The sequence below is a fragment of the Catalinimonas alkaloidigena genome, from assembly GCF_029504655.1.
Classification (GTDB): domain Bacteria; phylum Bacteroidota; class Bacteroidia; order Cytophagales; family Cyclobacteriaceae; genus Catalinimonas; species Catalinimonas alkaloidigena.
In genome coordinates this window covers 7,274,371-7,299,807 of the sequence record NZ_JAQFIL010000001.1, presented here as the reverse complement: position 1 = coordinate 7,299,807, position 25,437 = coordinate 7,274,371, and the positions used below count along the sequence as shown (strand labels likewise).

The following is a 25,437-nucleotide window of genomic DNA, read 5'->3' as shown; positions in this document are numbered from 1 at the left end:
TTACGCACTTTCTTTGGCTTTATTTTTTAAAATTTTTAATATTATAACTAAAGCAGACTCTTTTTTTATTAATAAACGATATTTATACTATTTTGATTATTTCTTTACAAATTTTCACCCAATAGTATAGATTTGTTTTTTATTGGTTATTATGGCTTTAATTAAGCCTTTGAGTGTACTCAAGCATTCTAAGCTAAACCCTGCCATGCCTGGATTAATTTTACCTTTTGTAGTTAGCTGTCTAAGCCATACCAGCTCTACTCCACAACAAAATAAGGAGGAAGAATCTTTTGTATCTACAAGCATTTCATTCCCACCAACTGAAACCTCTACCTCTCAACACCCTTTACCGGCATGGTATCAGGATGCAAAGCTGGACATATTCATTCACTGGGATTTATATGCTGTTCCGAGCCGGGCAAAGGGAACGGACATGCCTACTGAAGCTATAGAGGAGTACACTGAAGATATCGATGCTCACTGGCATGAGCTGATGGAGCGCTATGCCCCTTGGATACTCCGAACCGATATCGGCAGTCCTCAGGCTTTTAGTGTCAAAGCGGTTATCGCGGACATTTATCATAAAAAAAAGGAGGGAGCAGCGAATAATCGCCATACGTTTCAGCTTTCTGATGATTCTCCCGCCCATGTTATTAGGCTTGATAAGAATGGGACTACTTCATAACTGACATTACGAATTCTCATAAGTGCGCAAAAAGGCCTGCCTGATAATGGTAGGCTTTTTTTATGCGGGTGGTAGCATAATGACCAGTAGGCTTTTGGGGCCGTGGGCACCAATGACAAGTGATTGTTCAATATCAGCTGTTTTGGAAGGTCCGGCAATAAACACACCATGCCCGTAATCATGTGCGCGTAGCCTTTTGTAAGCTTCGTGCATCTTATCTACCAGCTGGTCTTCTCGGATGAACAGCACAAGATGCTGTGTAATAAAGGGTGCCGCTCTATGAACTAAAACTTCTTCATTGACCCAGATGGCACCATTCTCAGCTACGCCCAATACTCCCTCAAAAACAGCCAGGTCTAGCAGTTCCAGTTCATGCGGATCACGGATGGCCGATAAATCAATCGTATTGAGAGCTTCAAATGCACCGGCCACAAACTTGTAATCCCCCATACGTTCTTTGACGATCGCTTCTGCCTCTGCTTTATCCTTTGCGGAGATTACTTCACCGCCTCCGGCAGTTAGTCTTTCCTCATAAAGGGTTTTTAAGTCTTGTCCGTTAGATGACGGAAAGTCCAGAGACGGTATGGGGAGTTTTTCAGGTTTATTCTTTTTTATGGCTTTAAGAATCTCTGCTTTACCCATTTTTTTGTCTGTTTTGCTGATACCATTCCTGAAAACTTTGCTTTGGCGGTTCTGGAATTTCGCGCTGCTTGCCCCAGGCATTGAGCGAGTTATATATCATCCAACGGGGTAGTATTTTCAGTGCCTTTCTTCCAAACTTTCCTGCCTTCTTATAAAGATTGGGATGGGTGAACAGCCATCCGGCAAATCTCATGGAAAATTTCTTGGCAGGCTCTTCATTGGCTTCTCTGGTGATATCCTGCCGCCAGGAATAAAGCTGCTTATGGATATCAATCTTCACCGGGCATACATCTGAGCAGGAGCCGCAAAGGGATGATGCAAAAGGCAGAGACGCATGTTTTTTCATATCAATGCCGGGAGAGAGAATTGAACCAATCGGGCCAGGAACTACTGACTGATAAGAATGTCCACCGCTACGGCGATAGACCGGGCAGGTGTTCATGCAGGCGCCACATCGGATACAGTGTAATGACCTCCGGTACTTTTCTCTTCCCAATTGTACGGTCCTGCCATTATCTACCAGAATGATATGGAGCTCCGCCCCCTCGCGCGGCTTACGAAACTGGGAAGTATATGTGGTCACGTGTTGCCCGGTAGCACTACGTGCCAGCAGCCGGATAAAAACGCCTAAATCTTCATAGCGAGGGATTATCTTTTCTATACCCATGCTGGCAATGTGCAGTGGAGTCAGATGCACACCCATATCAGCATTTCCTTCGTTGGTGCAGACTACGAACTCTCCTGTTTCAGCGATGCCAAAATTGACGCCGGTAAGTGCCGCATCAGCTTTCATAAATTTTTGTCGCAGGTGCTCACGGGCAGCAGCAGTCAGGTAATTTTCGTCTCCGTTGCTTGGCCGGGTATGCAAATGCTTCTGAAAAAGCTCATCTATTTCTATCTTTTTTTTATGGATGGCAGGCATTACGATGTGCGAAGGTGTTTCCTTAGCCAGTTGCACGATTCTTTCTCCCAGATCAGAGTCAATCACTTCTACGCCATGTTTTTCCAGAAAAGGGTTGAGATGACACTCTTCGGTTAGCATAGATTTACTCTTGACGATGCGCCTGACGCCATGTTCTCTGAAAATATTGAACACAATCTCATTGTGCTCTATCGCATCACTCGCCCAGTGCACCTTAATACCATTGGCAGTCGCGTTTTTCTCAAACTCTTCCAGGTAATAATCCAGGTTGGAAAGCGAGTGAGACTTGATCTGGGAAGCTTTTTCTCGCAGTTGCTCCCACTCCGGAAAGAGGTTTACTGCCTTGTCCCGCTTTTCTCTCACATGCCAGAGCGACTGGTCATGCCAGTTGACCCGGTTTTCGTTTTTTACAAACTTCTTTGCTTCAGACGGATGGCTCATGTTGCTCGGTATGATTTAAAATTTCGCTTATGTGCATAATTCGCAAAGGCAGTTTCCTTCTTCTGATGATCCCTTCCATGTGCATCAGGCAAGACATATCTGTGCCTGTGATGACTTGCGCGCCATTCAGGATATGATCCTGAATACGGTCTTTGCCCATCTTAACAGATACCGCTTCCTCGGCTACGGCGAAAGTACCTCCAAAGCCACAACACTCATCAGCCCTTTGCAGGTCAATTAGTTCTATCCCCTCTACCTTTTCCAGAAGTTGACTCACAATAGAAAAAGGCTCTCCTACTACTTCCGAAGATTTGGCAAAACGCAACCCGCGCTGTCCATGACAACTTTGATGCAAGCCTACTTTATAAGGAAAGCTGCTCTTGAGAGCATCAGTTGTAGCATGGTTTACCAGAAACTCACAAATATCTAATGTTTTTTCTCTGATCTTCTGTACCTCAGGTGTCTGCTTTAAAATATCATAGTGCTTACGGATATGATATACGCAACTGCCGGAAGGCGCTACTACATAATCATATTCTGAAAAATTATTAACGAAGAGTTCCATCGTCTTTGTACTGTATCTTTCGTAGCCCGAATTAGCCATAGGCTGCCCCGCAGCAAGTCTGGTCAGGTGGCACACTCACCTGATAACCCAACTTTTCAAGAAGCTCCAGCGTAGCGATGGCTACCTGGGGATAAAACTGATCTACATAACAAGGAACAAACAGGCCAATATGCATAGAAGAGTTTAGGGTTTAAGGGTTCACGAGTTTAAAAGTTCGCATTCGCTAAAGATCAAAACTAATTTTTCACAACCTACACAATACGAAGGAAAGCACTGTCCTGCACTATCGCTTTCATAGCCTCATCCATGCCTGCTGTTCTTTTGTGTTAGCTGTCTATTAGGATTGGAATGTATTCATTCCTTTTTTTATATACCACCTATACCCTTTTTTGTTAGCTATCAGCCAGACAATACTTCATTCTTTTGCGGTTTAAAATATATTTATGCAACATTGTTGCATTTAATATTCTATTATACCTACATTTATCAAAACCAAAACAGAAAATGAAGGAAAATAAGGATTTTGAAGTCATCATCATAGGAGGTAGCTATTCAGGGCTTTCAGCAGGAATGAGCCTGGGACGTGCCTTAAGAAAAGTATTAATAATTGACAGTGATATGCCTTGCAACCGGCAAACGCCTCATTCGCATAATTTCATTACTCAGGATGGAAAAACACCTACAGAAATAGCAAGAGTAGCCAGGGTGCAGGTACAAGCGTATGATACTGTCAACTTTTATGAAGGGCAGGCGGTCAGTGCCCAGAAGACTGATGAGGGTTTTGAGATTAGGACACATTCTGGAGAAAGCTTTACTGCAAAGAAATTAATATTTGCTACCGGCCTAAAAGATATCATACCAGATATTTCCGGATTTGCTGAGTGTTGGGGCGTTTCTATTTTGCATTGTCCGTACTGTCACGGCTACGAGGTAAGACATAAGAAAACCGGAATCCTGGCGAATGGAGACATGGGATTTCATTTTGTGCAATTAATCTCCAACTGGACAAAAAACCTCATGCTTTTTACCAACGGAAAACCTACCCTGAATGCGGAGCAAACACAAATCATCCGAAAGAATAATATTGAGATCATAGACAAAGCACTGATAAGTATAGAACATCAGGATAAACAAATTCAGGGAGTGACTTTTCATGATGGTTCTCAAATTCCGCTAGAGACGATGTATGCCCGGCCGGCTTTTATCCAAAGCTCTGATATTCCGGAAAAACTGGGTTGTCAACTTAATGAGCTGGGGCTGCTTAAAGTAGATAACCTCCAAAAAACCAGCGTAGAAGGCGTCTATGCCTGCGGCGATAATTCCAGCATGCGTGCTGTTTCGGTCGCTGTGTCCACCGGCACTACTGCCGGCGCCGCAGTAAATAATAAACTCTGTGAGGAAGAGTTCTTAAACAATAATTAATATTTCTTAAAAGGCCACTTTTATTCTCAGCCCTTAATGCGCAATAGTAATCTCCATATATCATTCATGGGAATCAATATTTATACGCGACAATGCACATAGCCACCAAGCCAGTACACTGCATAAATTCCCCCTATTCATTTAAGTGAAATAAGTCCGGTTAAAAGGATTACCATGTACATAGCTCAAAATTATTGTAAGTCTGTTAAAGATTTTGCCTGTTGACGTCCTACCCCACCATCAAGTTAGCCGCAGGATATTTGAAGTTTTCAGTAGTAACCCGGGTACTGAGCGCAACGGCAAAGGTGAGGATTCCTATCCTGCCCAGAAACATAGAGACAATAATCAGAGATTTGCCGGCAGTAGACAGATCTGCTGTGATACCCGTACTTAGTCCAACAGTGCCAAAAGCCGAAACCTGTTCAAAGAGTAAGGCCATCATATCCATACCTTCCTCTGTCATGCTTAGTAAAAAAACCATAATGGCGTTGATCGCGATGCCGTAAAAAAAGATAGATAGAGCCTTGTACAGGATATCAGCAGGCACATAGCGATTACTGATATAAATACGTGACTGCCCCCTGCTGATGGCGATGACCGACATAAGGATTAGATAAAAAGTAGAGGTCTTGATACCTCCGGCAGTAGAAGCAGACGATCCTCCGATAAACATAAGCAACATACACAATACAAGTGAGGGATTGGATAACTGAGAAAAGTCTACCGTATTGAAGCCAGCGGTTCGGGTAGTGGCCGACTGGAAAAAACTGCTTAGAACAGCTTCAGTAAGATTCATATCCGCCAGTACATTATCTTCTTCTAACCAGTAGAATAGTACAGTGCCTGCAAGTAATAATATGATGGCTACATTGACCGCAATCTTGGTACTCAGGAGCCAGTCTTTCCAGGGGTGTTGCAGGCGGTCACGCAGGCGATCGGGAGAGAATATATCTTTGATAGGAGTAAAGCCAATGGAGCCCAAAATGAGAGAAACGGCAATGATCATATGCAGAATGTAGTTGTTGCGGACGACCTCTTCATATAGTCCATTGGTAAAGATGCTGAACCCTGCATTACAGAAAGCAGAAATAGCATGAAAAGCGGAGAAGAAAATTTTCTCACTCAGGCTGTCAAAAGGAATGGTCCAGGTAAAAAAGAGAAGTACGCAGGTCCCCAGCTCTATGAAAAAGGTAATAAAGACAATTTCGCGCAATAATTTGCCGGAAGAAGAAAGGGCTTCAGTATCCAGATAATCCGGAATCAACGTTTTCTGACGAAAACCCAGACCTCCGCTCAAAAAAGAAGCAAAGAAGGTGGCAAAAGATAGCATGCCCAGACCACCCAGCTGGATAAGTATCATGATCACCGTCTGGCCACGCATAGTAAAAAAAGTGGCTGTATCCACTACGATGAGCCCGGTTACACAACTCGCACTTACTGAAGTAAAAAGCGCGTCTATAAAGCTCATACCACCCGGCTGGGTAGTCATAGCAGGAAGCATCAGCAGTCCTGTTCCCAGCAGGATAAGGAGCAAAAAGCTAAGGACAAATGCGGCATTGGGGCGAATCCTGATATTGCTTAAATGCACACTTGCCTTGGAAGCTTCCAGTATGAGCAGGAGAAAAAGCAGAGCGGTGGTGAAGTAATGAAAAAAGCCTCCACCATTCATACTATCAATCCACTGATGCATCAGGTAGTCAGGCCCACTCCAGAGCCTCACGACTTGCCTGATCAGCAGCAGGGCCATCACTGAAGACTCTACCGGAGACCTCCTAATGAAGTCAATACGCCGGAAGGCATAGAGCCACCTGAGCAGGAAGGAGAGCAAAAAAATCCATAAAATAATATGTATACTCAGATATACATTGGCTGTCTCCTTAAGCGTAAGATTGAATCCGTAATTGTAAAGCAACACGGCCAGTCCCAGTATAGAACTGATCAGGTTGATAATGCTGGCAATGCGTAATACTTTAGGGCGACTGTCGTATAGAAGGTTGTTAACCCTTTTTATGATGATATCTTTATTCAGCTTCATGAGGAAGAAGCATTTGGACCAAGCACTTTCAGGGCTTCTTCCAGAAGGCGGTCCCGCTGAATGGAGACTACACCTGTATATTCACATACAATTCCTCCCCCCAGATTAGCAAGTTCGGCCAGTAATCGCGGAGCCAGGTTCAAGGCGAGACAAAGAGCGGCAATACTGATGACAGTATCACCTGCCCCGGAAACATCCGAGATTTGCCGGATATGCGCAGGGATAATATGTTTGTCCTCCTGTTCTTGGAATGTAGTATCTATGTAAACGCCCCTTTCAGACATAGTGATAAAAGTGCTTTGTACTTCTAATAGCGCTTTGAGACGATCAGAAGCCTGTACTATTGCCTGTTCAAAGGTTAAAGCGGTTTCATGCTTTTCTTTATGTATCGCTAAATTTTCGGCTTGTAAGCCTTCTCTTAGTTCTTTCAGGTTTGGCTTGAACAATGTAGCCTTGCGGTAATGCAGAAAATTACGCCGCTTAGGGTCTACAGCTGTAGGAACCTTATGTTTCTGAGCCAGGGCAATCACCTCCTGTATCAGCTCTTTGCTCAGTACGCCTTTGTCGTAATCCTGAAAAATGATGACATCGGTCTCAGGAATCAAAGTTTTGATTCTTTTTAGCAAAGAAAGCCTGTCATCTTCACAGAGCAACTCATCATCTTCAGAATCTACTCTTAGCATTTGTTGTGAGCCGGCGATCACTCTCTCTTTTACAGTGGTGAGGCGCTTTTTGCTTTTGATGATCCCCTGAGCGGTGATGTTCTGTGCATGCAGAAGGTTGATAAAATCCTCACCGGCATGATCATCACCTATCACTGCGCAGAGCAGAGGTGTGGCACCCATAGCCTGAACATTGAGAGCCACATTGGCAGCGCCTCCCAGTCTCTTTTCCCGCTTGCGGACATGTACAATAGGTACGGGAGCTTCGGGAGAGATGCGCTCTGCCTTTCCCCAGATGTAGGCGTCTAGCATTACATCCCCTACAATCAGCACCTTAAGCTGGCGGAAGGCATTAAAAATCTCATCCAAAGATTTTCCCATTGGTAGGAAAGAGTTCCTCCGGGCTGAAGGAACTCTCTTTTTTTATTTACTTCAGTTTACTTAGAGCATCTTTAATACGCTGAATAGCTTCTACCAAATCTTCGTCAGAAGCGGCATAGGACAGGCGCACGCAGTCAGGCGCACCAAAAGCTTCTCCGGTTACCAGAGATACGTGAGCAGTATTCAACACATACATGCAGAGGTCGCTGGCGTTGTTAATGGTAGTTTCTCCATCAGACTTCCCAAAGTACGCGCTTACATCGGGGAAAATATAGAAAGCTCCGTTAGGCACATAAGTTTTGATCCCCGGCACTTCCTGTAGTTTTTCCAATACCAGCTCTCTGCGGCGAAGATAAGCTTTGGCCATGTCTTTGGTAGGCGTCATATCTCCTTTGAGGGCCGCGATGGCAGCGCGTTGTGCGATACCATTGGTACCGGAAGTGAACTGGCCCTGTATCTTACCACAGGCTTTCGCGATGGGTAGTGGGGCAGCGATATAACCCAGACGCCAGCCGGTCATGGCAAAGCCTTTGGAGAAACCGTTTACAGTAACTGTGCGCTCCATCATGCCGGGCATAGAAGCAATACTTACATGCTCACCACTGAAGTTGATATGCTCATAAATTTCATCGGCTACTACGATGATATCCGGACGGTCAGCCAATGCTTTGGCCATAGCCTCCAGTTCCTCACGGCTGAATACCGCTCCGGTAGGGTTGCAGGGAGAGGAGAAAATTACTGCTTTGGTCTTGGGGGTGATTGCAGCTTTCAGTTGGTCGGCAGTCGCCTTAAAATTATTTTCAATAGTCCCGTTGATAAGCACGGGTACACCTTCGGCCAGTTTGATAATCTCCGCATAGCTTACCCAGTAGGGGGCATAGACAATCACCTCATCGCCAGGGTTGAGCAGGCACATAAAGGTGTTGGCAATAGACTGCTTGGCACCAGTAGAGACAACTATCTGTTCAGGTGTGTAAGAGAGTTGGTTTTCATTCTTTAGCTTATCGGCGATGGCCTGACGCAGGTCCAGATAACCGGGTACAGGAGAATAAGAAAAATATTTACCTTCATCAATGGCTGCTTTGGCCGCTTCGCAGATATGTGCAGGTGTTTTAAAGTCCGGTTCTCCCAGGCTCAGGCTAATGACATCTGCCCCTTTTGATTTTAGTTCACGTGCTTTTTGAGCCATGGCAATGGTGGCCGACTCTTCCATAGCCTTAATTCTGTCGGATAGTTGCTCCATAGTGTATTTGAATTTTGTAATAGGTACGTTTTGACCAAAAAAAGCAAAACGGGGCAAAATTAATGATTAGCCTTTAGAGATACTAGGTTTAAAGCTGAAAGTGTAGCGAATATTTTCAGCAGATCATCCAGTAAATTACTTCAATTTTTAGATTTATTGTGAATAATTTATGAACTTTGGGGGCAATTTGCTTGTCTATATATTGCATACACGGGGCCGACCGGTTTTGACAGGATGTGTGGTTACGTGTGTAAGCATGCAGGCACATAGAGTGAGTGCCTTGATCAATAGCTCTAACACTATAATTGGCGAATCTAATTACGCCATGGCTGCCTAATTTTAACCCTCTAGGTTAAAATTTGGGCTTCGCGGTTGAGCGACAACGCTCCCGGGCCACATCCTGCAGTGCTTCTGTTCTTTAAGCGCTGGGTCCAGGGTGTCGAAATGAAGAACTAGTGTGGGCAGGACTGTGATGCCCATGCGAAATTTAATCGCAGTTAAGGTAGTGTTCGGTTGCCTTTTACCATTCACTACCCGACAATCTAAAAAAGGATAAGCATGTAGAATCCACGATAGTTGCCTTCACTGGACGAGGGTTCGAATCCCTCCGGCTCCACAAATTTGATTCAAGCAACATCAAAACCCTTCATATCTTTAAGATTTGAGGGGTTTTTTGTTAAAAATCTATTCGTTTTTCTGTGTTTTGCTCATATCATAGATGATCTATTCTTAAGAAGAAGAATAGGTTAAGAAGTAAAAAGCTCTTTTGATGGTTTTATCTGGAATAGCGAAGCGATATACTTCTACTATCCACATGGCCCCTTAGCCCGGGTAGAGCTGGGTGAGCGTTCGTCACAGGGGCTAGATTACTACTACACTCTACAAGGTTGGCTGAAAGGCGTAAATGGCAGTACCGAAACCAATGACCCTGCCCAGGATGGTATCAATGGCAGCCGGGTCGGTAAAGACGCCATTGCCTTTGCTTTGGGCTATCATGAAGACGACTTTAATGGCATTGGCGCTACGCAGGAAGATAATCAACTGTGGGCCCGACTCAATGAGCAGTATAATTACAGTGGATTGCATAATGGCAACATTGCCTGGATGCAAACCCATCTGGCAGGAATGGCCGGAGAGGAAGGAGAAAACAACAACTCAGGTATGCAGGCTATGCTTTATCAGTACGACCAGCTCAACCGTTTGGTACTCTCCCGCAGCCTTAGCAATTATAGCGAAGGCACTGGCTTTGCTAGTCGTAATACCAGTGGCGCTGAAGCTTTTGATACTGACTACAGCTATGATGCTAACGGAAACCTGCTCAACTTGCAACGGTACAACCAGCAGGCTAGCTTGAGGGATGATTACACCTACAACTATGCTGCAGGAACCAATAAACTAACGAGTCTGGGAGACTCTATACCTGCCGATACGATTTGGTATGATAGTAAGACTTATGATAGCGGAGTCATAAAATCTGATGGCAAAGTGTACCGAGAAATTACGGTAGAAGGTAATACAACAGCTGATGGAAGATATAACGCTCAACTCAGAGCCAATGAGGTCATTACATTGAAACCAGATTTCCATGCTACTGCAGGCAGTGGTTTCCATGCCAAGTGGGTAGATGAAGCTAACTATGAGATTGATGATGACAATGCTACCTACCAATATGATGAGATAGGCAATCTGATCTCTGATAGTAGTGATGGAGTAAAGATTAGCTGGACCCCCTATGGCAAAGTACGGCAGGTGAAGCATAATGATAGCACTCAAGTTACTTACCGCTATGATGGTGCGGGTAACCGAATTCTGAAGGCAGTGGATAGAGCAGGCTTTACCCATACCACCACTTATGTACGCGATGCCTCCGGCAATGTGCTGGCCATCTACCAGGACTCTACTTTGGCGGAGCAGCCTATTTATGGCAGTAGCCGATTGGGTATGTACAAGGGAGGAACAGCAGCTGGCCATGAGACACTAGGCAAACGCCAGTATGAGTTATACAATCATCTGGGCAATGTACTGGCTGTGATTACCGACAACATCAATATGGACGCTGACTCTACCTGGGCCACTGTTACCAGCCTCCACGACTACTACCCGTTCGGTATGGAAATGGAAGGTAGAAGCTATATCGCTGATGTAGATGATGAAAACTACCGTTTCGGCTTCAATGGCAAAATGAAGGATAATTCTTTTGGCAGCACGAATTATGATTACGGGTTTAGAATATACTCGCCGAAGATCGGGAAGTTCTTGAGCGTGGACCCGTTGACGAAGAGTTATCCCATGCTGACGCCTTATCAGTTTGCAAGTAATACACCAATCCAAGCTGTAGATTTAGATGGGTTGGAGGCTTATCATTTTCATAGTTTGGGAATGTACACCAAATTTACGTCAATGATCGAGGGTAAATCTGAGTCTGAAGTTATGGCTATTGCGTCTAACATGTACTATGGTGTAAATGACTGGATTAACAAAGAAGATAAACTTCAATCTATGGAAAAGGGTTGGGGGGCAGATAGTGAATATAACATGGCAATTACCAGAAATAATGGAGGGCCATTCAGAGTTTTTGCTCCAGGAGACAATGTCGCAAGTATTCACCATGCTACAGATAAACTTGAGGAAATAAGACAAGGAGAACTACAGAAAAGACAAGCAGCTTATGAAAAGGCTGTATTTAAAATGTATGATGGGATTAGTCAAGATATAGATGAAAGAGAATTTAACCTGAAGTTAATAACCAATTTAGCAATTATAGAGGGGGCATTAGCTTCCTTTGGATCTTCTCTTTATGCCTCTGGTGGTGTAACTCTTGCAAATAGTTTTTCTGTAGGGCTAGATTTCGCAAATATTGCTATTAGTGTTGATGATATTTTTGGAAATTTTGCTACTGAGAATTTTGATCAGAATGATTATTCTACATTTAAATTAGGAGTTAATTTCCTGGGAATAGGAAATAACTTTAAGTCTATTTTTTATGATGGAAATCCATTTGATGGAATTAATTCATTAAACTTTTTTAATGATCTCAATGGAGTATATGACTATAGTTCAGACAAACTAGAAACCCAAAACAGTGATGAAAAAAAATAACCCTAAAGATATTGGACCTATCTTTGAAGAAAGTTTTTCTTTAATTACTAGCACTGCAACTTTATTAGTAATAGGTTTTTCAGAATACTTTCTCCTAAATGCAATGCACATTCATGCTGTAATATCCTTAATACTAAGTTTTATAACAGTGTATATTATTGCAGGATACTTTATTTATAGAGTAAAATTATATTCAGATAAGCTTATATATTTATATCCAATACGGTTAATCAGAAGAAGAAAAGTTTATTATCCAATAATAATTAATTCTGTAGCTTATAATCAAGGTGGAGCTAGAGATTCACCAAGTTTAGTAGTCACCTTTAAATTTAAAGGTGATGATTTTAATAAGAGTATTATACTTAGTGGATTTAACACAAAAGATAAAAAGCTTAAATACTTTCAACTTCTAGAAGAACATGGTATTAAAACAGTTGATAATTAGATTGAAAAAATTATAGCCCCCTCTGGCGCGCGTTTAGCTATAGCCATCGTGGCCCGGCGGCGTAATGCGTGCCTTTTTATTCTCCAAACTCAAGAAACAAAAGCCTGTCAAGTTTAATAGTCCCGGATATAGGTATCCATAGGGTCAAAGAGCGTACGCTGCTTATCTTCGTCTAACTGGCGCAGATCATCCAGGGGTTGCAGAAGCCTGCGGTCTTTGAGCTGCTGAGAAGTAAGCCTAACCAGCTAATCCAAAGAACCCTCCGGAACCTGGGTAATCTTAGCGACAATCTCAAGAAAAGATAGCTGCGTAAAGGTTCTATGTCTCCTCACCACATTGAGTAAGGAGACATGGAGCACAAATGCTTTACCAGCTGAGCAGGCTCATACGCTCTCCCTCTACAAACTCAATCAGTAAATCTTCATTGCAAGTATTATTGCCTAAATAAGATACCTTCCTTTTAGAGGCATGCTCATCCAGGTAAGCATTGATTTTCTTATCGGAGAATGAGCTAAAGAAATCATCGTAAGCAAATATCTTATCGTAAAGAGGGTTAGAATGCTCTGCTATTTTCTTTCCATGAAGATCAAATCTCACGGTATGTACCATCTCAGGGGAAGCCAACTGGAAGGTGAAGTTACCATCTTCAGCGATATAAGCCAATGCTTTCCTTTCAACACCAAAACACTGCTTTATCAGTCGCTTGTCTTGGCGGAACAGGTCGTTTTCACCACTCTTGTATTGCCATAGAAGTTTACCGTCCAATGTATAGGCTTGCAGATAGTAGCCCTCAATATCGGCATTGCTAGCCTTGGAGTTTTTATGATCATACAAACCATACCATATGATAAGGTTTCTGGCTTCGTCTATCATCAGGTGCCCATGCGTATAACCATTCTCTAAAAGATTTGAGAGGGCCTTACCGTTTGAACTGGTATGAGAACGGGAGGAGTAGAATTGCTCTTCGCTGCCCTGGTTTTGTTTAGCTCCTTTGTTATAGCCAAAGCGTATAAACCCACTAAAATAATCCTCTTCAAGTTTGATCAACAGAGTTTGTTCCCTTTGCTTTGTCCCCTCAAAGTCTACAGCGATGATTTTGGTAAAGGCGTTCGTGCCATCCTCGTCAAAGATTTTGGTAGCCAGCCAGATGTGCTTGTCATTATGGGTAATGTATCTCCACTCTTCGTCTGTAATGGGCAGTTGAGTACTTAACTGCTTGAAGGTAAAGTCATCATGGGAAAAAGTGTTGATCTTTAGGGTGGTGGTTTTTTTGTTTTCTTCGGTATTGAGCATGTACAAGTATTGATCATCTACAAACTGTACCTGGAAGTCCCCCTCCATCTTCTCATAAGTATCTTTTTCTACCTCAAAAGTTTTGCTCTCCCCCGAGCTTTTGATCTGGGTGATGACAGATTCACTAGTACCTTTGCTTACGTTCCACCCCATATTTTCTATATGATATACATATGACCCATCAGGAGTGGCTACAATATTCTGGCCCAGGCCTTTCTCAGCCTGGTGGGTAGCAATGGGTACCTGCCAGCGTTGCTGCTTATCGTTGGTATAATAGCTAAGCATCCAGTTGAGTTCTTTAGAGTAAGTCTTTTTTACACCCGTTTTAATTACAAAGCCCGCCTTGCCTAAGTTGAGGTGGCCAAGCAGTTCATCTTTTTTATCTACAGCGAAATCAAGCTTGCTGGTTTGTGCAAGAGAAGATATACTGATAAAAGACGCTAATACCAATGTGAAGAATGATCTTTTCATAAGTGATTTTCAGGGAAAGAAAGAATAATATTTCGCGTAAAAATACTTATGATTAATTGTGACATTCTAACCAAGTGATGAATTTACTTACCCAGGTAAGTAGAGCGATATATCTTATGAGTGAGAAATGTGGCTAGCAGGAACGTTTAGTTTTAGGATGATGCCCATTGTGTATTACTTTCATTCATCAGTTTATATTATTGTCATCTGTTGGCTGTTGAGAAGTATGGTCAAAGCTTAGCGAAAAGTGTACTGGCGCATTTTACACATCACGATTGAGTCTACTGCTTTAGAGAACTCCGTGATAGAAACAGTCTCTTCTGTACGTTGAGCAAATGATTCTTTTGGAATTAAAAGGTAGGCGGTGAACAGAAGAAGGAAAAAGATGGTTACTGTTTGCTTCATTTATCTGGTTTTTAGGTTCACCAACAACAAGGAGTAAACATTGTAACCTACAGTTGATCGACTCAACCAATAGCTAACACTAAACAGCATAGCGACATTAGCAACGTCAGCGTACCAAAGCCATATTTCTCAATGGGGCTTTTTGCCGTTAAATTTCCTAATGTGTTGAGTAAGAAGAAGGCGAATAGTACCCACACCCCTCCGTTGACCACTGCCGGATAATTAAGAAAAGTTAAATATCCCATTCGTAATGTTACCAAAAGGATAGCCAGTGCTAGTATTACCAAAGAAATAGATTCCATTCGGAGCATCTGCTGCCGGTTTTGGATTTTACCGGCCCAAACGATGCCGTAGGGAATAATACCGACCATAACCAGCACATGAAAGACAATCAACAATCCCAGTAAGATGAGTAGGGTGTTACCAGCGAGCTTAGGGTTGAATAGCGATTCCATGATATTGTTGGTTAATTAAGTTTACAATCTGAGTATTACCGGCCGCCGACGGAACGTGGCGAGAGTTTTCTAGCAAGATCGTGTTTTTTAGCGATGGAAAAATCTGATGCGCTCTTCGTAGCATTTTTTCCCCCGGAAAAAGTATATCCCCGTCGGCCCCAACGATATGTAGTGGGGTTTTAATCTTTCGAGCTTCTTTCCGACTAATCAGCGGGATGGGTGAGAAATCCTGATCAAAATGAAGAAGTACTTCTGAGAGAAACTCCCGTGCAAAATCATCCTCTTCAGTAAACAGCTCACGTAGAAAATCACGGACGTAAGATAGTTTTCTTCGCCACTGGTACAGTTTTATCGGTAAAAATACTTTTTGTAGTGCTTGTAGTGGATGGCCACTGACAATGCCAGCCGGTACAACAAGGTAGGCCTGGGCAATTCGTTTTTCGTCGTACACCAACGCTTTCCAGCCAATGAAACCACCCAGCGAAATACCGACCAATACGGCATCGCGGATACTGAACCGAGACAGTAGCTCGTACAACCACTGGCCGTAAGAGTGATCTTTCATAGAGGGGCGAAGGCCTTCACTCAGGTTAGGTTGACCAATCAAATCGATAGCATACATACGGAAGTTCTTTTCTAAACCCCTCATTGCCTCAAGGGCGATGGGCGCACATCCGTTGGAGCCGTGTAGTAAGACTAGCGGCGGATTATCTTTCTTCCCTATTAGAAGCACATGGGTATCTCCGAAGCTTGTTTCTACTTTTATACTTTCGTAGGAAAGGTTCAACTCATCTAACTTTTGGTAGTAGAGTGCTTCTATGATGTTTCTTGTTTTGGGTGAATCAAATAATGCTGACATATGATTGTGGTTAATGCTTTCTGAATTTGTTCCTGAAATGGAAGGTAGTTGAATTCAATTAGTATAAGACAACAGGTTCAGTTTTCACTCCTCCCGGGGGACGCGCCCCCAGAACGGTTATGGATTGATAGATAATCTGATTATTAAAGACCTCGGGTTAAATTAACAAATACGACCATTACGATTGCCCCACTGGAGCGGTTACGCAGTGGTGAGGGCGATAGTGAGAAGCAGTAATAGGTAACTTTTCATCTGTTTAAAATTAAGATTCAAGAATAAGAATCTAATCTGCTCATGAGTTGGTGTAAAAACTGCGAACAATAAGGAATTAGAAATTTATCCCAAAATAAAGATTGGGTTCAAAGAGAAAGTAGTTTCTCCATTGATCATCTAGCTGTTTAAACCCTTCTGGTGTATTGGTATCAAAAACCCAAAATTGAGAATGAACTTGAGGTTCTATGAAAAAGCGTTTGTTCTTACCAAAAGCAAAATGATATCCCAAATGAAGCGAGTTGTAAAGTTTAAATCCATTTTTAATTTTATTACCGTCTAGATCGGTATAGGTTTGAATTTGTGGCAGCACTTCAATAGAGGCAAAAAGTCCTTTCCAAAGCATGCGTTGGTATGTGACGCCAATTCCTGTTTCCCTTAAATATCCATCGTAATATTCAGTTCCAGATTCTATTTTATCCACAACACCATCCCACCAGGTGATCCCCATGGGTTGAAATAATCGCCAGGTGGCAAACTTTACCCCAATGATGTTCTTGTTATCCAGGTTACGTTTAACATGAAGTTCTATGTGCTGCGTATGTGTCCTATCGTCCCAGGCTTTTTCTGCTAACTGAGGTAAAATAATCACAGGGAAACTAACTCTATACTTGTGAGCCACTTCGGTTTCTTTACCTAGTTTTTGGTTGCTCTGAGCAAAAGCACTAAACGTAATAAGCGTTAGAATGACAATTAATAAACTTTTCATTTTTGAAAATTTTTAGTGGTGAAATAAATAGTTATAGAAATTCATACTGAGCACTCCTTTAGAGAAAAGAATATTCATCCGGTGATTACATATTTTGTTTTGATGAGGTGTCAAAGGTGGGGTGGAAAGGTGGCGCAATCGTCCTGAAATGAAATTGCGGACGTTTTTGCTCAAATCTCTGCCATAGTTGCCATAAGACAGCCTTCTTTCCTATTGGTAAGCAATAGGTATGGATTTACATTTTCGTACGATTTCGAGGCAGTAATACTTTTCCTTTGAACTCAATAAACACTTGAGCTATGAAAAAAGAAGGTATTATCGCCACCCTACTATTGGCAATAACGCTGGGTCTGATCGTCTACCAAATGGTTACTTTATCTCAGCTGGATACTCAGTGGAACGAGATTGAGACTTATACTGATGAGCAGACGTGGACAAGGCTGATTCCGCTGTTGTACTACGCAGCCTTACTTCCCGGTGGCTTGTTAGTGTTATTCTTTCCTGGCAAATCCGCTATCTATCTACTGATTGTGGTGTTTATGATGCTGGAAGAAGTCGCTATGGTCATGTTAGGCTTAAGCACGACTATTTTTCCTGCTTACGCTCTGGTTATTCTCGGATTGCTATCGCTAATAGTCTTCTTCCTGGTTTTCTCACCAGGGTTCCCACAGATAGCCCTTACAGGAAAAACCAGCCTGAAAGGCTTAATGATGGGAGCAGCCTTCAGTGTTTTACTATGCATGTTGTTTAGCCTATTTTTCTAAGCGCCGGTTTTTGATGGGAAAAAATTAAGTAGCCAGGTGTGATTTTCTGAAAGGTAGCGCGAATCATAGAGTAGACGACTATCAAACGAACATTAAAACTTAAGAAATACGAACTTTTAACGAACAATAAAATGAAAACCTCAGAAACTCAAAAAACCTCAGACCTGAAGGAAAACCAATCGGCTAAAAGCCAAGAGCTGTATCAGACTCTTCAGAAAGAAGTAAAGCTACACCAGGCTGAGTTGGCTCTGAAGAAGCTACTTTTTCTGCCAGTTAGCACCCTAGTATTTTTTCTTGTAGTATCTTCCTACGGGGCATACTTTGTCGTAGAGCACCGGGAAACATGGTACTTCGCTTTTTCCGGAAGTGTTGTAACCATCTTTTCGGTGTTATATACACTACTATCCATTCGGCTACTAAGCAAGATACTGTTTATGGATTACGATGCTCCGGTGGCCAAGATTCAGCGATCGCTCGCTCAAGCAAAATCTTTGGCAGTGGATAATTTGCGACTGGCCGCCTGGCTACTTCCTTTTGCGCCCTTTGTTGGGGTATTTGCTACCAGAGCGATATTTGATTTTGACTTAACTACTATCGTAAGCATGGACTTCGTTGCCGCTTTCGGCCTTATAACCATTATACTAGAAATAATCTCTCTAGTAATACTGAAAGCAATCCGTCTAAATAATATCAACAAAAAGTGGATGCAATGGCTGCTTACCGGAAGCGGTAGCCAGGTAGACAAAGCACTAAGCTATCTAGGTCAAATTGATGATAGTGATTTTGAAGGAGGCTTAAAAAATACTCATCCACAGAGTTGCGCTAAGGTGTAGAGCTGCGAATATTTGTTCTTTAAGAATCTAACCAAACCTAAAAATTTCCTTTTTTCTGCGTATTTTTGGTTATCGTCATCAGGATCTACTGCAAGAACTGACGACATTCTGTCGTCTAATCTGATAAGCCACAATGTTATCCGATAATATGACCGGAAATTCTATCGCCGTACTACCCTTCAAAAACTTTAGCTCTGACCCGGAGAACGAGTACTTCAGCGATGGCATCACCGAAGAGATCATCAATGCGCTGGCCAAGATTGAACAGCTGAAAGTCATCTCCCGCACTTCTTCTTTCTTTTTCAAAAACAAAGACGTTCCCCTGAAGGAAATTGCCGCGCAGCTAAAAGTGGCCATCGTGCTGGAGGGCAGCGTCAGGGTAGCACACGGAATGGTGCGTATCACCGCCCAGCTAATAGAGGCGGCAGAAGATTTTCACTTCTGGTCGGAGTCCTGGGACCGTAAGCTGGAAAATATTTTTGAGGTGCAGGATGAGATCAGCCTGCTGATCGCCGAAAAACTGCGGGAGCAGTTCGGGCACTTTGAGATCGCCGACCACCTGGTCAACCGGCAGACCGATAGGCTGGATGCCTATGCCCTTTCACTCAAAGCGAAGTACTATTTCAACAAGTGGAACCCCCAGGACGTACGGACAGCTATCGGCCTTTTTGAGCAGGTGATTCAGATGGATCCGCAGCATACCGAGTCTTACGTGGGGCTGGCCGATGCCTACGGCTTTATGGCTACTACCGAATTTATGCCCCGGCAGGAAGCCTGGCAGCAGGCGGTGACTTATACGCATAAAGCATACGAACTGGATCCGGAGAATGCCGGTGTACATTATCAACTGGCCAACCTGGCATTCTTCACCGACTGTAATTTTGCGGAAGCTGCCCGACATACCTTCCGGGCGGTGAAACTGAAGCCCAACTATCCGGAAGCCCAGCAGTATATGTCCTTTCTCTACATGCTTTGTGGAAATATGGATAAAGCCCTGCACCACCTCCAACTTGCGCTTGCGATAGATCCGCTCAACCAGGAGACGCTTTTTTACAAAGCTTACTATGCGTACCGTGCTAAGGAATTCGCCTCAGCCCGGCAACAGTTGGAGGCTCTTCTGGACAAAAACCCTAAAAACCTACCGGCCCTGATTGTCAAAGCTTACTGCCTGCTGATGCTGAAGGAATTTGATAAAGCCACTTCCCTCCTGGAAAGTATGCCTCCGGAAATCACCATACCCGACGAAAAGCTGGGGATTAACTGTCTGGCCAGCATCATGCGGGGAGATCAGGCGAAAACGGAGGCCTACCTGCCTAAGCTGAAGTCAGGTGCAGAGCACAATACCTCTTTCCAGGCCCATACTTACCTTTTTCTGGCCTATGTACAGCAAAACCGCTTTGATGAAGCCTTTGACTGGCTGAAAAAAGCCCTGAAGCTGAAATCATCCATTTTTCTGTTGAGCTTCTCTGATCCGCTGGCTCAGGCGCTAAAGCAGGATGCCCGTTACACCAGCTTTCATCAACAGCTCTATCCGGCCATTGGACAAGAAACTGAAGCAGATGAAAAGAAAGATCCACTGCTGGATCAAGCGACCGCGAATGCTTACCAGGAAAATCTGCTGGATTTTGTAGAAAATGAACGCCCTTACCTCAACCCCAGCCTGAGCCTGCGGCTATTGGCCGAGCAGGTGGAAATCCACCCTAACCAGCTATCCTGGCTGTTAAACGAAAAAATGGGCAAAAACTTCAATGAGTTTGTCAACCACTACCGGGTAGCACATTTTAAACAGCTGGCATTGGATGATGCCAATCACCACATCTCCCTGCTGGGCCTGGCTTATGAAAGCGGCTTCAACTCCAAAACGGTTTTCAATACTTTCTTCAAAAAAGAAACCGGCATGACGCCCAGCGCCTTCGTCAAAAGCAAATCCTGATCTTTTCTGGTTCGTATTTATAATCCGGAACCCTTTCCCTGCTTTTCAGAACAGCCCGCTCAGCAGCTTTGACTTACTTTGAAACATCATCAAACAGAAGTCAAACCAAAAAAACCATCAGGATGAAAACTATACAGATGAAAGCCGTTCTCGCCACCGGTTACGGAAGTGCCGAAGTACTACAACTCAGCCGGGTAAGCAGACCTGAACCCAAGCCCGATGAAATACTGGTGAAAGTCTACGCCAGTTCAGCCACCCGAGCCGACAGCATGATGCTCAGTGGCAAGCCCTATATCGGCCGCCTCTTTAACGGACTGAAAAAGCCCAAGAATCCAATTCCCGGGACCGGCTTTGCGGGAGTGGTGGAATCGGTCGGTGAAGCGGTGAAGTCTTTCAAAATTGGAGAAAGGGTATTCGGAGAAACCACCCTGAGCTTCAGCACCAATGCCGAGTATGTCGCCATAGCCGAGCAGGGCGTCATCCTGCCCATGCCCGACAATATGCGCTATGAAGAGGCAGCCAGTTTCTGCGATGGCCCTCTTACCTCCATCAACTTTCTAAAAGAAATCGCGCAGATACAAGCCGGTGAAAAAGTGCTGATCAACGGAGCGGCCGGTAGCCTGGGCAGTGCTGCGGTCCAATTAGCCAAATACTTCGGCGCGGAAGTCACCGGCGTATGCAGCACCGGCAATGTAGGCTTGGTCAAATCTCTGGGTGCCGACCATGTCATTGACTACCGGCAGCAGGATTTTACCCAATTGGATGAAAAATACGATTTTATCTACGACACAGTAGGCAAAAGCACCTTCAGCAAAAGCAAACAGGTGCTCAAACCTTATGGCATGTACCTTTCGCCGGTCCTGAAGTTCCCGCTACTGCTAGAAATGATACGTACTTCGCTATTCGGAAAAAAGAAAGCCAAATTTGCTGCCACTGGTCTGAAGTCGGTTGATGAACTGAGGGACATGCTTTCCGAACTGCTTAGTATCTACCGGGACGGGAAGCTGAAACCGGTGATAGACCGGCAGTTTCCCTTAGAAAAGCTTGCCGAAGCCCACCGGTATATTGAACTGGGGCACAAGAAAGGAAATGTTGTCATCGTCACTGCCTAAAAATAAGGATCATGAATATTCATTTTGAATCTACCGTATGTTACATATAATTCTAATTTATAGAACATAGCTGCAATATTACGCTGTCGTTATGTTGGGCATCATTAATTATAAAAACAATGCTATGAAAATTTTTGAATGGGATGGAAAACGTAAGAATCTATTATCTCTGCTTTGGATTTACCTAACACTAAATTATATCTATTGTGATGTGTTTACTTTACACCTTTCCAGTTACTTAGAAGCATTTTTATCTGGTGACGTAGGTGGCATGAAGATAACTGAAGAGTTTTTATTAGCTTTCTCCGTTGTGATGCAAATTCCTATGATCATGATTGTCCTGTCTAGGTACTTAACTTTCAGACTAAACAAATATTTCAATATTGTTGCAGGCATCATTACGACTTCAATTCAAGCCTTTACGGTGACTATGGGGGGTACACTTCACTATATGTTCTTTAGCTTCTTTGAGATAAGTACCGGTTTAATAATTATTTATCTAGCAGTCACTTGGAAGCAGGACACGAAGTCATAGTTTATGGTTATACCCATCACAAAGAAATTAACTATATAAGCTAGAAACCATGCCCAATCGTGTAGACGGTTGACAGTCTTATTCCTAGCAGGTTGCTCCTCAGTGGACGCCATGCGGCAGCGTCTGCTTCCACTTTAGACTGCAAAGTAAATGTAAACTAAATTCAGGATTTAATTATGTTTGTAAACCTATTGAAGGATTATCACACAAAAAGTTTAAGCTTTATTCAGAACGAGACACTTTGCCACTTGCTTGGCTTGGGGTAACGACTCCCCTGCCTACGGGACCGGGCCCCGGCGGCCGGGCCCCGGCGGCTTTCACCCTTTGGAACGCTCCACTTCATGCGCTATATCCACCATTCAAGGCGCACATAATAAATATGCGTAATGCAAGCGGTTTAGCTAATTTGAATTTTATAACATTTAATAAACAACGTAGCTGTTTGCTATTAAAGTACACTGAAATCCTACACTACGCATATTCAATCCTTCAGCATTTATCAAAGAACTGACTGAACAAGCTGGAAAAAGAAACTAAAGAAAAGTAAGCACATTTAAAATATATTTTATCATGAAAAGTCAAATTGTAATATTTATTGCGCTAGTAATGCTTGGTGCTTGCAGCGGCCCTGCAAATTCTGGTATCACGCAACAACCAACTTTAGCTGATTATCAAGTTGGTGAAAAATGGGTTTGGAAATATAAGGGCGTAACGACGGAAGGAGAAGTACGCTCTGATGGAGAAGAGACAAGAGAAATAGTCAGTGTTAATGGAGTTTTAGGTATGACAATCGGAAATGACACCATTCCCGTTACTGACATTGTGAAGCCGGATGAAAGCGAAACACCTAAGTACGACTGGCCTTTGGAAGTGGGCAAAAAGTGGAAATATGAGAACAACTGGACAAGTCAAGATGGAACAACGGGAAACCAAAGTCAAGATGCTGAAGTATTATCCTACCAGGAAGAAACGGTAGCAGCTGGAACGTTCATGGCCTATACGATTAAATACACAGGTAAAACCTCGAATTCCAGAGGGTATAGCGCAAATGAAGAGGAAGTTTGGTTGTATGCACCTGCTATAAAAAATTTCATAAAACTCACTCAGAATCAAGGTGAGTTCTCGTACGCAGAGGAATTAATCGACTATTCAAAACCCAAATAAAGCTGTATAAAGCAGTTAATTTTACCTGCTATTTAGGTCAATATTTTTAGCATAGAAAACTAGACTAGAAAGATCCAAAAAAATGCTAACAATGTGTCATACCTAATAGCGAGCGTAGTAGCAAACCTCAAGATTTGTAGCTCGCAGCAGCCTCATTTCGGTTTGTTGATAGCGAGTGGCTCCGAAATCTGCCACTACACATACACTGACCGAAGTAGGCAACTCACAATGACAATAAGCAGGATGAGCGGTAATAACCCATTAAATCAAAACATAATGACTGAAAATCGCAAACCCTTCGGACTTATCGCCGCCATCGCCATCCTTCTCATGGCGGTAGCAGCAGGCTTTGCCTACGGTTATGTGCAGAGCAGCCTTTTGGCAGATGACGCACAAACAACTGTGCAAAATGTCCAAAATTCACCTGGACTGCTCAAAGCAGGCATACTTGCCTGGGTAGTAGTGCTAGTCTGCGACCTGGTCGTTTGCTGGGCGTTGTATCATTACTTTAAGCACGTTCACCGCTCACTATCTTTGCTCTCTTCCGGCCTGCGGCTGGTGTATAGCGGTTGGCTGGCAGTGGCTATCGCCCAACTTGTCTACCTGCTTCCGTTACTCAATAATCCTGATCAAGCAGCGGCACTTCAGGTGATGCAGCAGTTTGCGTCTTTTGAGGAAATCTGGTCGGCAGGGCTGATCGTCTTTGGACTGCATTTGCTAGCATTGGCTTATTTGTCACTACTATCTCAAAATATTCCGCGTATCTTTGGCTGGCTACTACTATTTGCTGGATTCAGCTATTTATTTGTCCATACAGGCAAATGGCTATTTCCGGGAGCACGGCTTATTGATCAATTGGAAACCTTGCTCAGCCTACCGATGGCAGTGGGAGAGTTGGCTTTTGCCCTTTGGTTATTGATACGCAGCAGGAATGTAGCATCGCCACAATTCCATTCTGTCAAGAAGGAACTCATACAAGTGCATAGTCGCGAAAAAATATGATACGATGACCAGGCAAAGATCAAAACGAATCACCCAGGCTGTACTGCTCGTAGGCACAATCATCTCCCTGTTCTTTGTACCATGGCTTTTGGTAAAGGCGTGGATACTTCCGCTACCGGATACGGTTCAAGAACAGTTAGATGAGGCCATTGGTCATGGATTTGAAGGAATGGTTGTCTATATAGACCAGACTGGTAAACCACCTCAGTATTTTGCTTCCGGATGGCATAATAGAGAATCTGAGATACCTGCCAAACCTGACGCACTATTTAAGATTGCCAGCATCAGCAAGCTATACGACGCTGTGGCTGTCACCAAATTGGTAAGTGATGAACGTCTTTCTTTGGATAAAACCATCGCAGATTATTTACCGGAGCTTGTAGGAAGAATTGAAAACGCTGAGAATATTACCTTGAGGTTGATGATTCAGCATAGAAGTGGCATTCCCAATTTTACGGACGCGCCGAACTTTTGGGCAACTCCAACCGAGACCTATGAAGAAAGTCTTGCATTGATTCAGGGCAAGCCGGCCAACTTTGAACCCGGTGAAGACTACGAATATTGTAATACGAATTACCTGTTAATTAATAAGATAATGGATGACATTCTGGGTTATGAGAACTTTCAATTCATTCAGGAAGAAATTCTAATACCGCTAAATCTTAACCATACCTTCGCTTCGCTAAGTGAAGTAAATATAGACAATGTAATGAGTGGCTATCATGTAGGATATCCTCATGATTTAAAGACAAACGATTATGGCATGCATGCCACCGCAGAAGACGTGGGGACATTCCTAAGGGCATTAAACGATGGATCTGTATTTGATGAAGGAGAGCAAGAAATCTATTCCTCCGTTTACGAGTATGAGCATGCCGGTTGGGTTCCGGGATATCAGAGTTTCGCAAAATATCACAAAGACCTTGATGCTGTTATTATTGAGTTTTACAGTACCACCGACCCTAAACTGTACAATTGGAATTTGTCAGAAATCATCAATAATAGAATTGTCAAAATACTGAAAAGGCAGAAAAGCTCATAGCAATGCACAAAAGGCATTAAAACGCAGTTTAGCCAAAACGTTTTAAAC

The 25,437-nt window shown here is 43.3% G+C and carries 24 protein-coding genes and 1 other RNA gene; 13 read left to right on the top strand and 12 right to left on the bottom strand.

The genetic code is table 11. The annotated features are described in order from the left end of the window. Positions 1-205: 205 nt before the first annotated feature. Positions 206-685 (top strand): alpha-L-fucosidase, encoded by a 480-nt coding sequence (locus tag OKW21_RS29655; protein ID WP_277486848.1) that lies wholly within the window; start codon positions 206-208, stop codon positions 683-685. Positions 686-745: 60 nt separating this feature from the next. Here OKW21_RS29655 and OKW21_RS29650 read toward each other — a convergent pair whose 3' ends face one another. Genes OKW21_RS29650 through OKW21_RS32640 form a run of 4 tightly spaced genes read right to left on the bottom strand, consistent with a single transcriptional unit; the run spans position 746 to position 3,430 of the window. Next, positions 746-1,327, bottom strand: a complete 582-nt coding sequence (locus OKW21_RS29650) for a LutC/YkgG family protein (RefSeq protein WP_277486846.1) — start codon at positions 1,325-1,327, stop codon at positions 746-748. Further along, the gene (locus tag OKW21_RS29645) at positions 1,320-2,690 is read right to left on the bottom strand and encodes a lactate utilization protein B (protein ID WP_277486844.1); all 1,371 of its coding nucleotides are present in this window, start codon (positions 2,688-2,690) and stop codon (positions 1,320-1,322) included. The genes OKW21_RS29650 and OKW21_RS29645 overlap by 8 nt, the downstream gene beginning before the upstream one ends. Beyond that, on the bottom strand, positions 2,674-3,294 hold the full coding sequence (locus OKW21_RS29640; RefSeq protein ID WP_338130098.1) for a heterodisulfide reductase-related iron-sulfur binding cluster: 621 nt from the start codon (positions 3,292-3,294) through the stop codon (positions 2,674-2,676). Before OKW21_RS29640 ends, OKW21_RS29645 begins: the two co-directional genes overlap by 17 nt. Further along, positions 3,287-3,430, bottom strand: a complete 144-nt coding sequence (locus OKW21_RS32640) for a heterodisulfide reductase-related iron-sulfur binding cluster (protein ID WP_338130097.1) — start codon at positions 3,428-3,430, stop codon at positions 3,287-3,289. Before OKW21_RS32640 ends, OKW21_RS29640 begins: the two co-directional genes overlap by 8 nt. A gap of 329 nt (positions 3,431-3,759) precedes the next feature. Here OKW21_RS32640 and OKW21_RS29635 point away from each other — a divergent pair, with 329 nt between their 5' ends. Next, positions 3,760-4,677, top strand: a complete 918-nt coding sequence (locus OKW21_RS29635) for an NAD(P)/FAD-dependent oxidoreductase (protein WP_277486842.1) — start codon at positions 3,760-3,762, stop codon at positions 4,675-4,677. 229 nt (positions 4,678-4,906) lie between these two features. On the opposite strand, the gene OKW21_RS29630 is transcribed toward OKW21_RS29635, so the two are convergent. The 3 genes from OKW21_RS29630 to OKW21_RS29620 are packed head-to-tail and all read right to left on the bottom strand — an operon-like array spanning position 4,907 to position 8,998. Continuing rightward, a complete protein-coding gene (locus OKW21_RS29630) occupies positions 4,907-6,712 on the bottom strand; it encodes a TrkH family potassium uptake protein (protein ID WP_277486839.1) in 1,806 nt (601 codons plus the stop codon). After that, complete coding sequence (locus tag OKW21_RS29625) at positions 6,709-7,755, bottom strand: bifunctional heptose 7-phosphate kinase/heptose 1-phosphate adenyltransferase (RefSeq protein ID WP_277486838.1); 1,047 nt, start codon at positions 7,753-7,755, stop codon at positions 6,709-6,711. Before OKW21_RS29625 ends, OKW21_RS29630 begins: the two co-directional genes overlap by 4 nt. A 46-nt stretch (positions 7,756-7,801) precedes the next feature. After that, entirely contained in the window at positions 7,802-8,998 is a 1,197-nt protein-coding gene (locus OKW21_RS29620; RefSeq protein ID WP_277486837.1) for a pyridoxal phosphate-dependent aminotransferase, read from the bottom strand. Between the two features lie 212 nt (positions 8,999-9,210). Here OKW21_RS29620 and ssrA point away from each other — a divergent pair. The 3 genes from ssrA (at position 9,211) to OKW21_RS29605 (ending at position 12,542) form a co-directional block, all read left to right on the top strand. Beyond that, positions 9,211-9,617: a transfer-messenger RNA gene (gene ssrA, locus OKW21_RS29615) on the top strand. 365 nt (positions 9,618-9,982) lie between these two features. Further along, on the top strand, positions 9,983-12,097 hold the full coding sequence (locus tag OKW21_RS29610; protein ID WP_277486836.1) for an RHS repeat domain-containing protein: 2,115 nt from the start codon (positions 9,983-9,985) through the stop codon (positions 12,095-12,097). After that, positions 12,084-12,542 (top strand): hypothetical protein, encoded by a 459-nt coding sequence (locus tag OKW21_RS29605; RefSeq protein ID WP_277486835.1) that lies wholly within the window; start codon positions 12,084-12,086, stop codon positions 12,540-12,542. Before OKW21_RS29610 ends, OKW21_RS29605 begins: the two co-directional genes overlap by 14 nt. Positions 12,543-12,908: 366 nt before the next feature. On the opposite strand, the gene OKW21_RS29600 is transcribed toward OKW21_RS29605, so the two are convergent. From OKW21_RS29600 to OKW21_RS29580, 5 genes are all read right to left on the bottom strand, one after another. Then, on the bottom strand, positions 12,909-14,306 hold the full coding sequence (locus tag OKW21_RS29600) for a hypothetical protein (RefSeq protein ID WP_277486834.1): 1,398 nt from the start codon (positions 14,304-14,306) through the stop codon (positions 12,909-12,911). Positions 14,307-14,543: 237 nt separating this feature from the next. Beyond that, positions 14,544-14,711, bottom strand: a complete 168-nt coding sequence (locus tag OKW21_RS29595) for a hypothetical protein (protein ID WP_277486833.1) — start codon at positions 14,709-14,711, stop codon at positions 14,544-14,546. 62 nt (positions 14,712-14,773) lie between these two features. Continuing rightward, complete coding sequence (locus OKW21_RS29590) at positions 14,774-15,166, bottom strand: hypothetical protein (protein WP_277486832.1); 393 nt, start codon at positions 15,164-15,166, stop codon at positions 14,774-14,776. Beyond that, positions 15,144-16,025, bottom strand: coding sequence for an alpha/beta fold hydrolase (locus OKW21_RS29585; protein WP_277486831.1), 882 nt, complete (start codon positions 16,023-16,025; stop codon positions 15,144-15,146). The genes OKW21_RS29590 and OKW21_RS29585 overlap by 23 nt, the downstream gene beginning before the upstream one ends. A 328-nt stretch (positions 16,026-16,353) precedes the next feature. After that, positions 16,354-17,004 (bottom strand): hypothetical protein, encoded by a 651-nt coding sequence (locus tag OKW21_RS29580; protein WP_277486830.1) that lies wholly within the window; start codon positions 17,002-17,004, stop codon positions 16,354-16,356. A 299-nt stretch (positions 17,005-17,303) separates the two neighbouring features. On the opposite strand from OKW21_RS29580, the gene OKW21_RS29575 reads away from it, so the two are divergent. From OKW21_RS29575 to OKW21_RS29540, 8 genes are all read left to right on the top strand, one after another. After that, positions 17,304-17,768, top strand: a complete 465-nt coding sequence (locus OKW21_RS29575; RefSeq protein WP_277486829.1) for a hypothetical protein — start codon at positions 17,304-17,306, stop codon at positions 17,766-17,768. Positions 17,769-17,899: 131 nt separating this feature from the next. Beyond that, the gene (locus OKW21_RS29570) at positions 17,900-18,601 is read left to right on the top strand and encodes a hypothetical protein (RefSeq protein WP_277486828.1); all 702 of its coding nucleotides are present in this window, start codon (positions 17,900-17,902) and stop codon (positions 18,599-18,601) included. 133 nt (positions 18,602-18,734) lie between these two features. Beyond that, the gene (locus OKW21_RS29565; protein WP_277486827.1) at positions 18,735-20,534 is read left to right on the top strand and encodes a tetratricopeptide repeat protein; all 1,800 of its coding nucleotides are present in this window, start codon (positions 18,735-18,737) and stop codon (positions 20,532-20,534) included. Positions 20,535-20,656: 122 nt separating this feature from the next. Then, positions 20,657-21,646, top strand: coding sequence for an NAD(P)-dependent alcohol dehydrogenase (locus OKW21_RS29560; protein ID WP_277486826.1), 990 nt, complete (start codon positions 20,657-20,659; stop codon positions 21,644-21,646). Positions 21,647-21,770: 124 nt separating this feature from the next. After that, positions 21,771-22,181 (top strand): DUF6326 family protein, encoded by a 411-nt coding sequence (locus OKW21_RS29555; RefSeq protein WP_277486825.1) that lies wholly within the window; start codon positions 21,771-21,773, stop codon positions 22,179-22,181. A gap of 570 nt (positions 22,182-22,751) precedes the next feature. Continuing rightward, a complete protein-coding gene (locus tag OKW21_RS29550) occupies positions 22,752-23,345 on the top strand; it encodes a hypothetical protein (RefSeq protein ID WP_277486824.1) in 594 nt (197 codons plus the stop codon). A 276-nt stretch (positions 23,346-23,621) separates the two neighbouring features. Continuing rightward, the gene (locus tag OKW21_RS29545) at positions 23,622-24,347 is read left to right on the top strand and encodes a DUF4386 domain-containing protein (RefSeq protein ID WP_277486823.1); all 726 of its coding nucleotides are present in this window, start codon (positions 23,622-23,624) and stop codon (positions 24,345-24,347) included. A gap of 4 nt (positions 24,348-24,351) precedes the next feature. Beyond that, the gene (locus OKW21_RS29540; RefSeq protein ID WP_277486822.1) at positions 24,352-25,389 is read left to right on the top strand and encodes a serine hydrolase domain-containing protein; all 1,038 of its coding nucleotides are present in this window, start codon (positions 24,352-24,354) and stop codon (positions 25,387-25,389) included. The last annotated feature ends 48 nt before the right edge of the window (positions 25,390-25,437 follow it).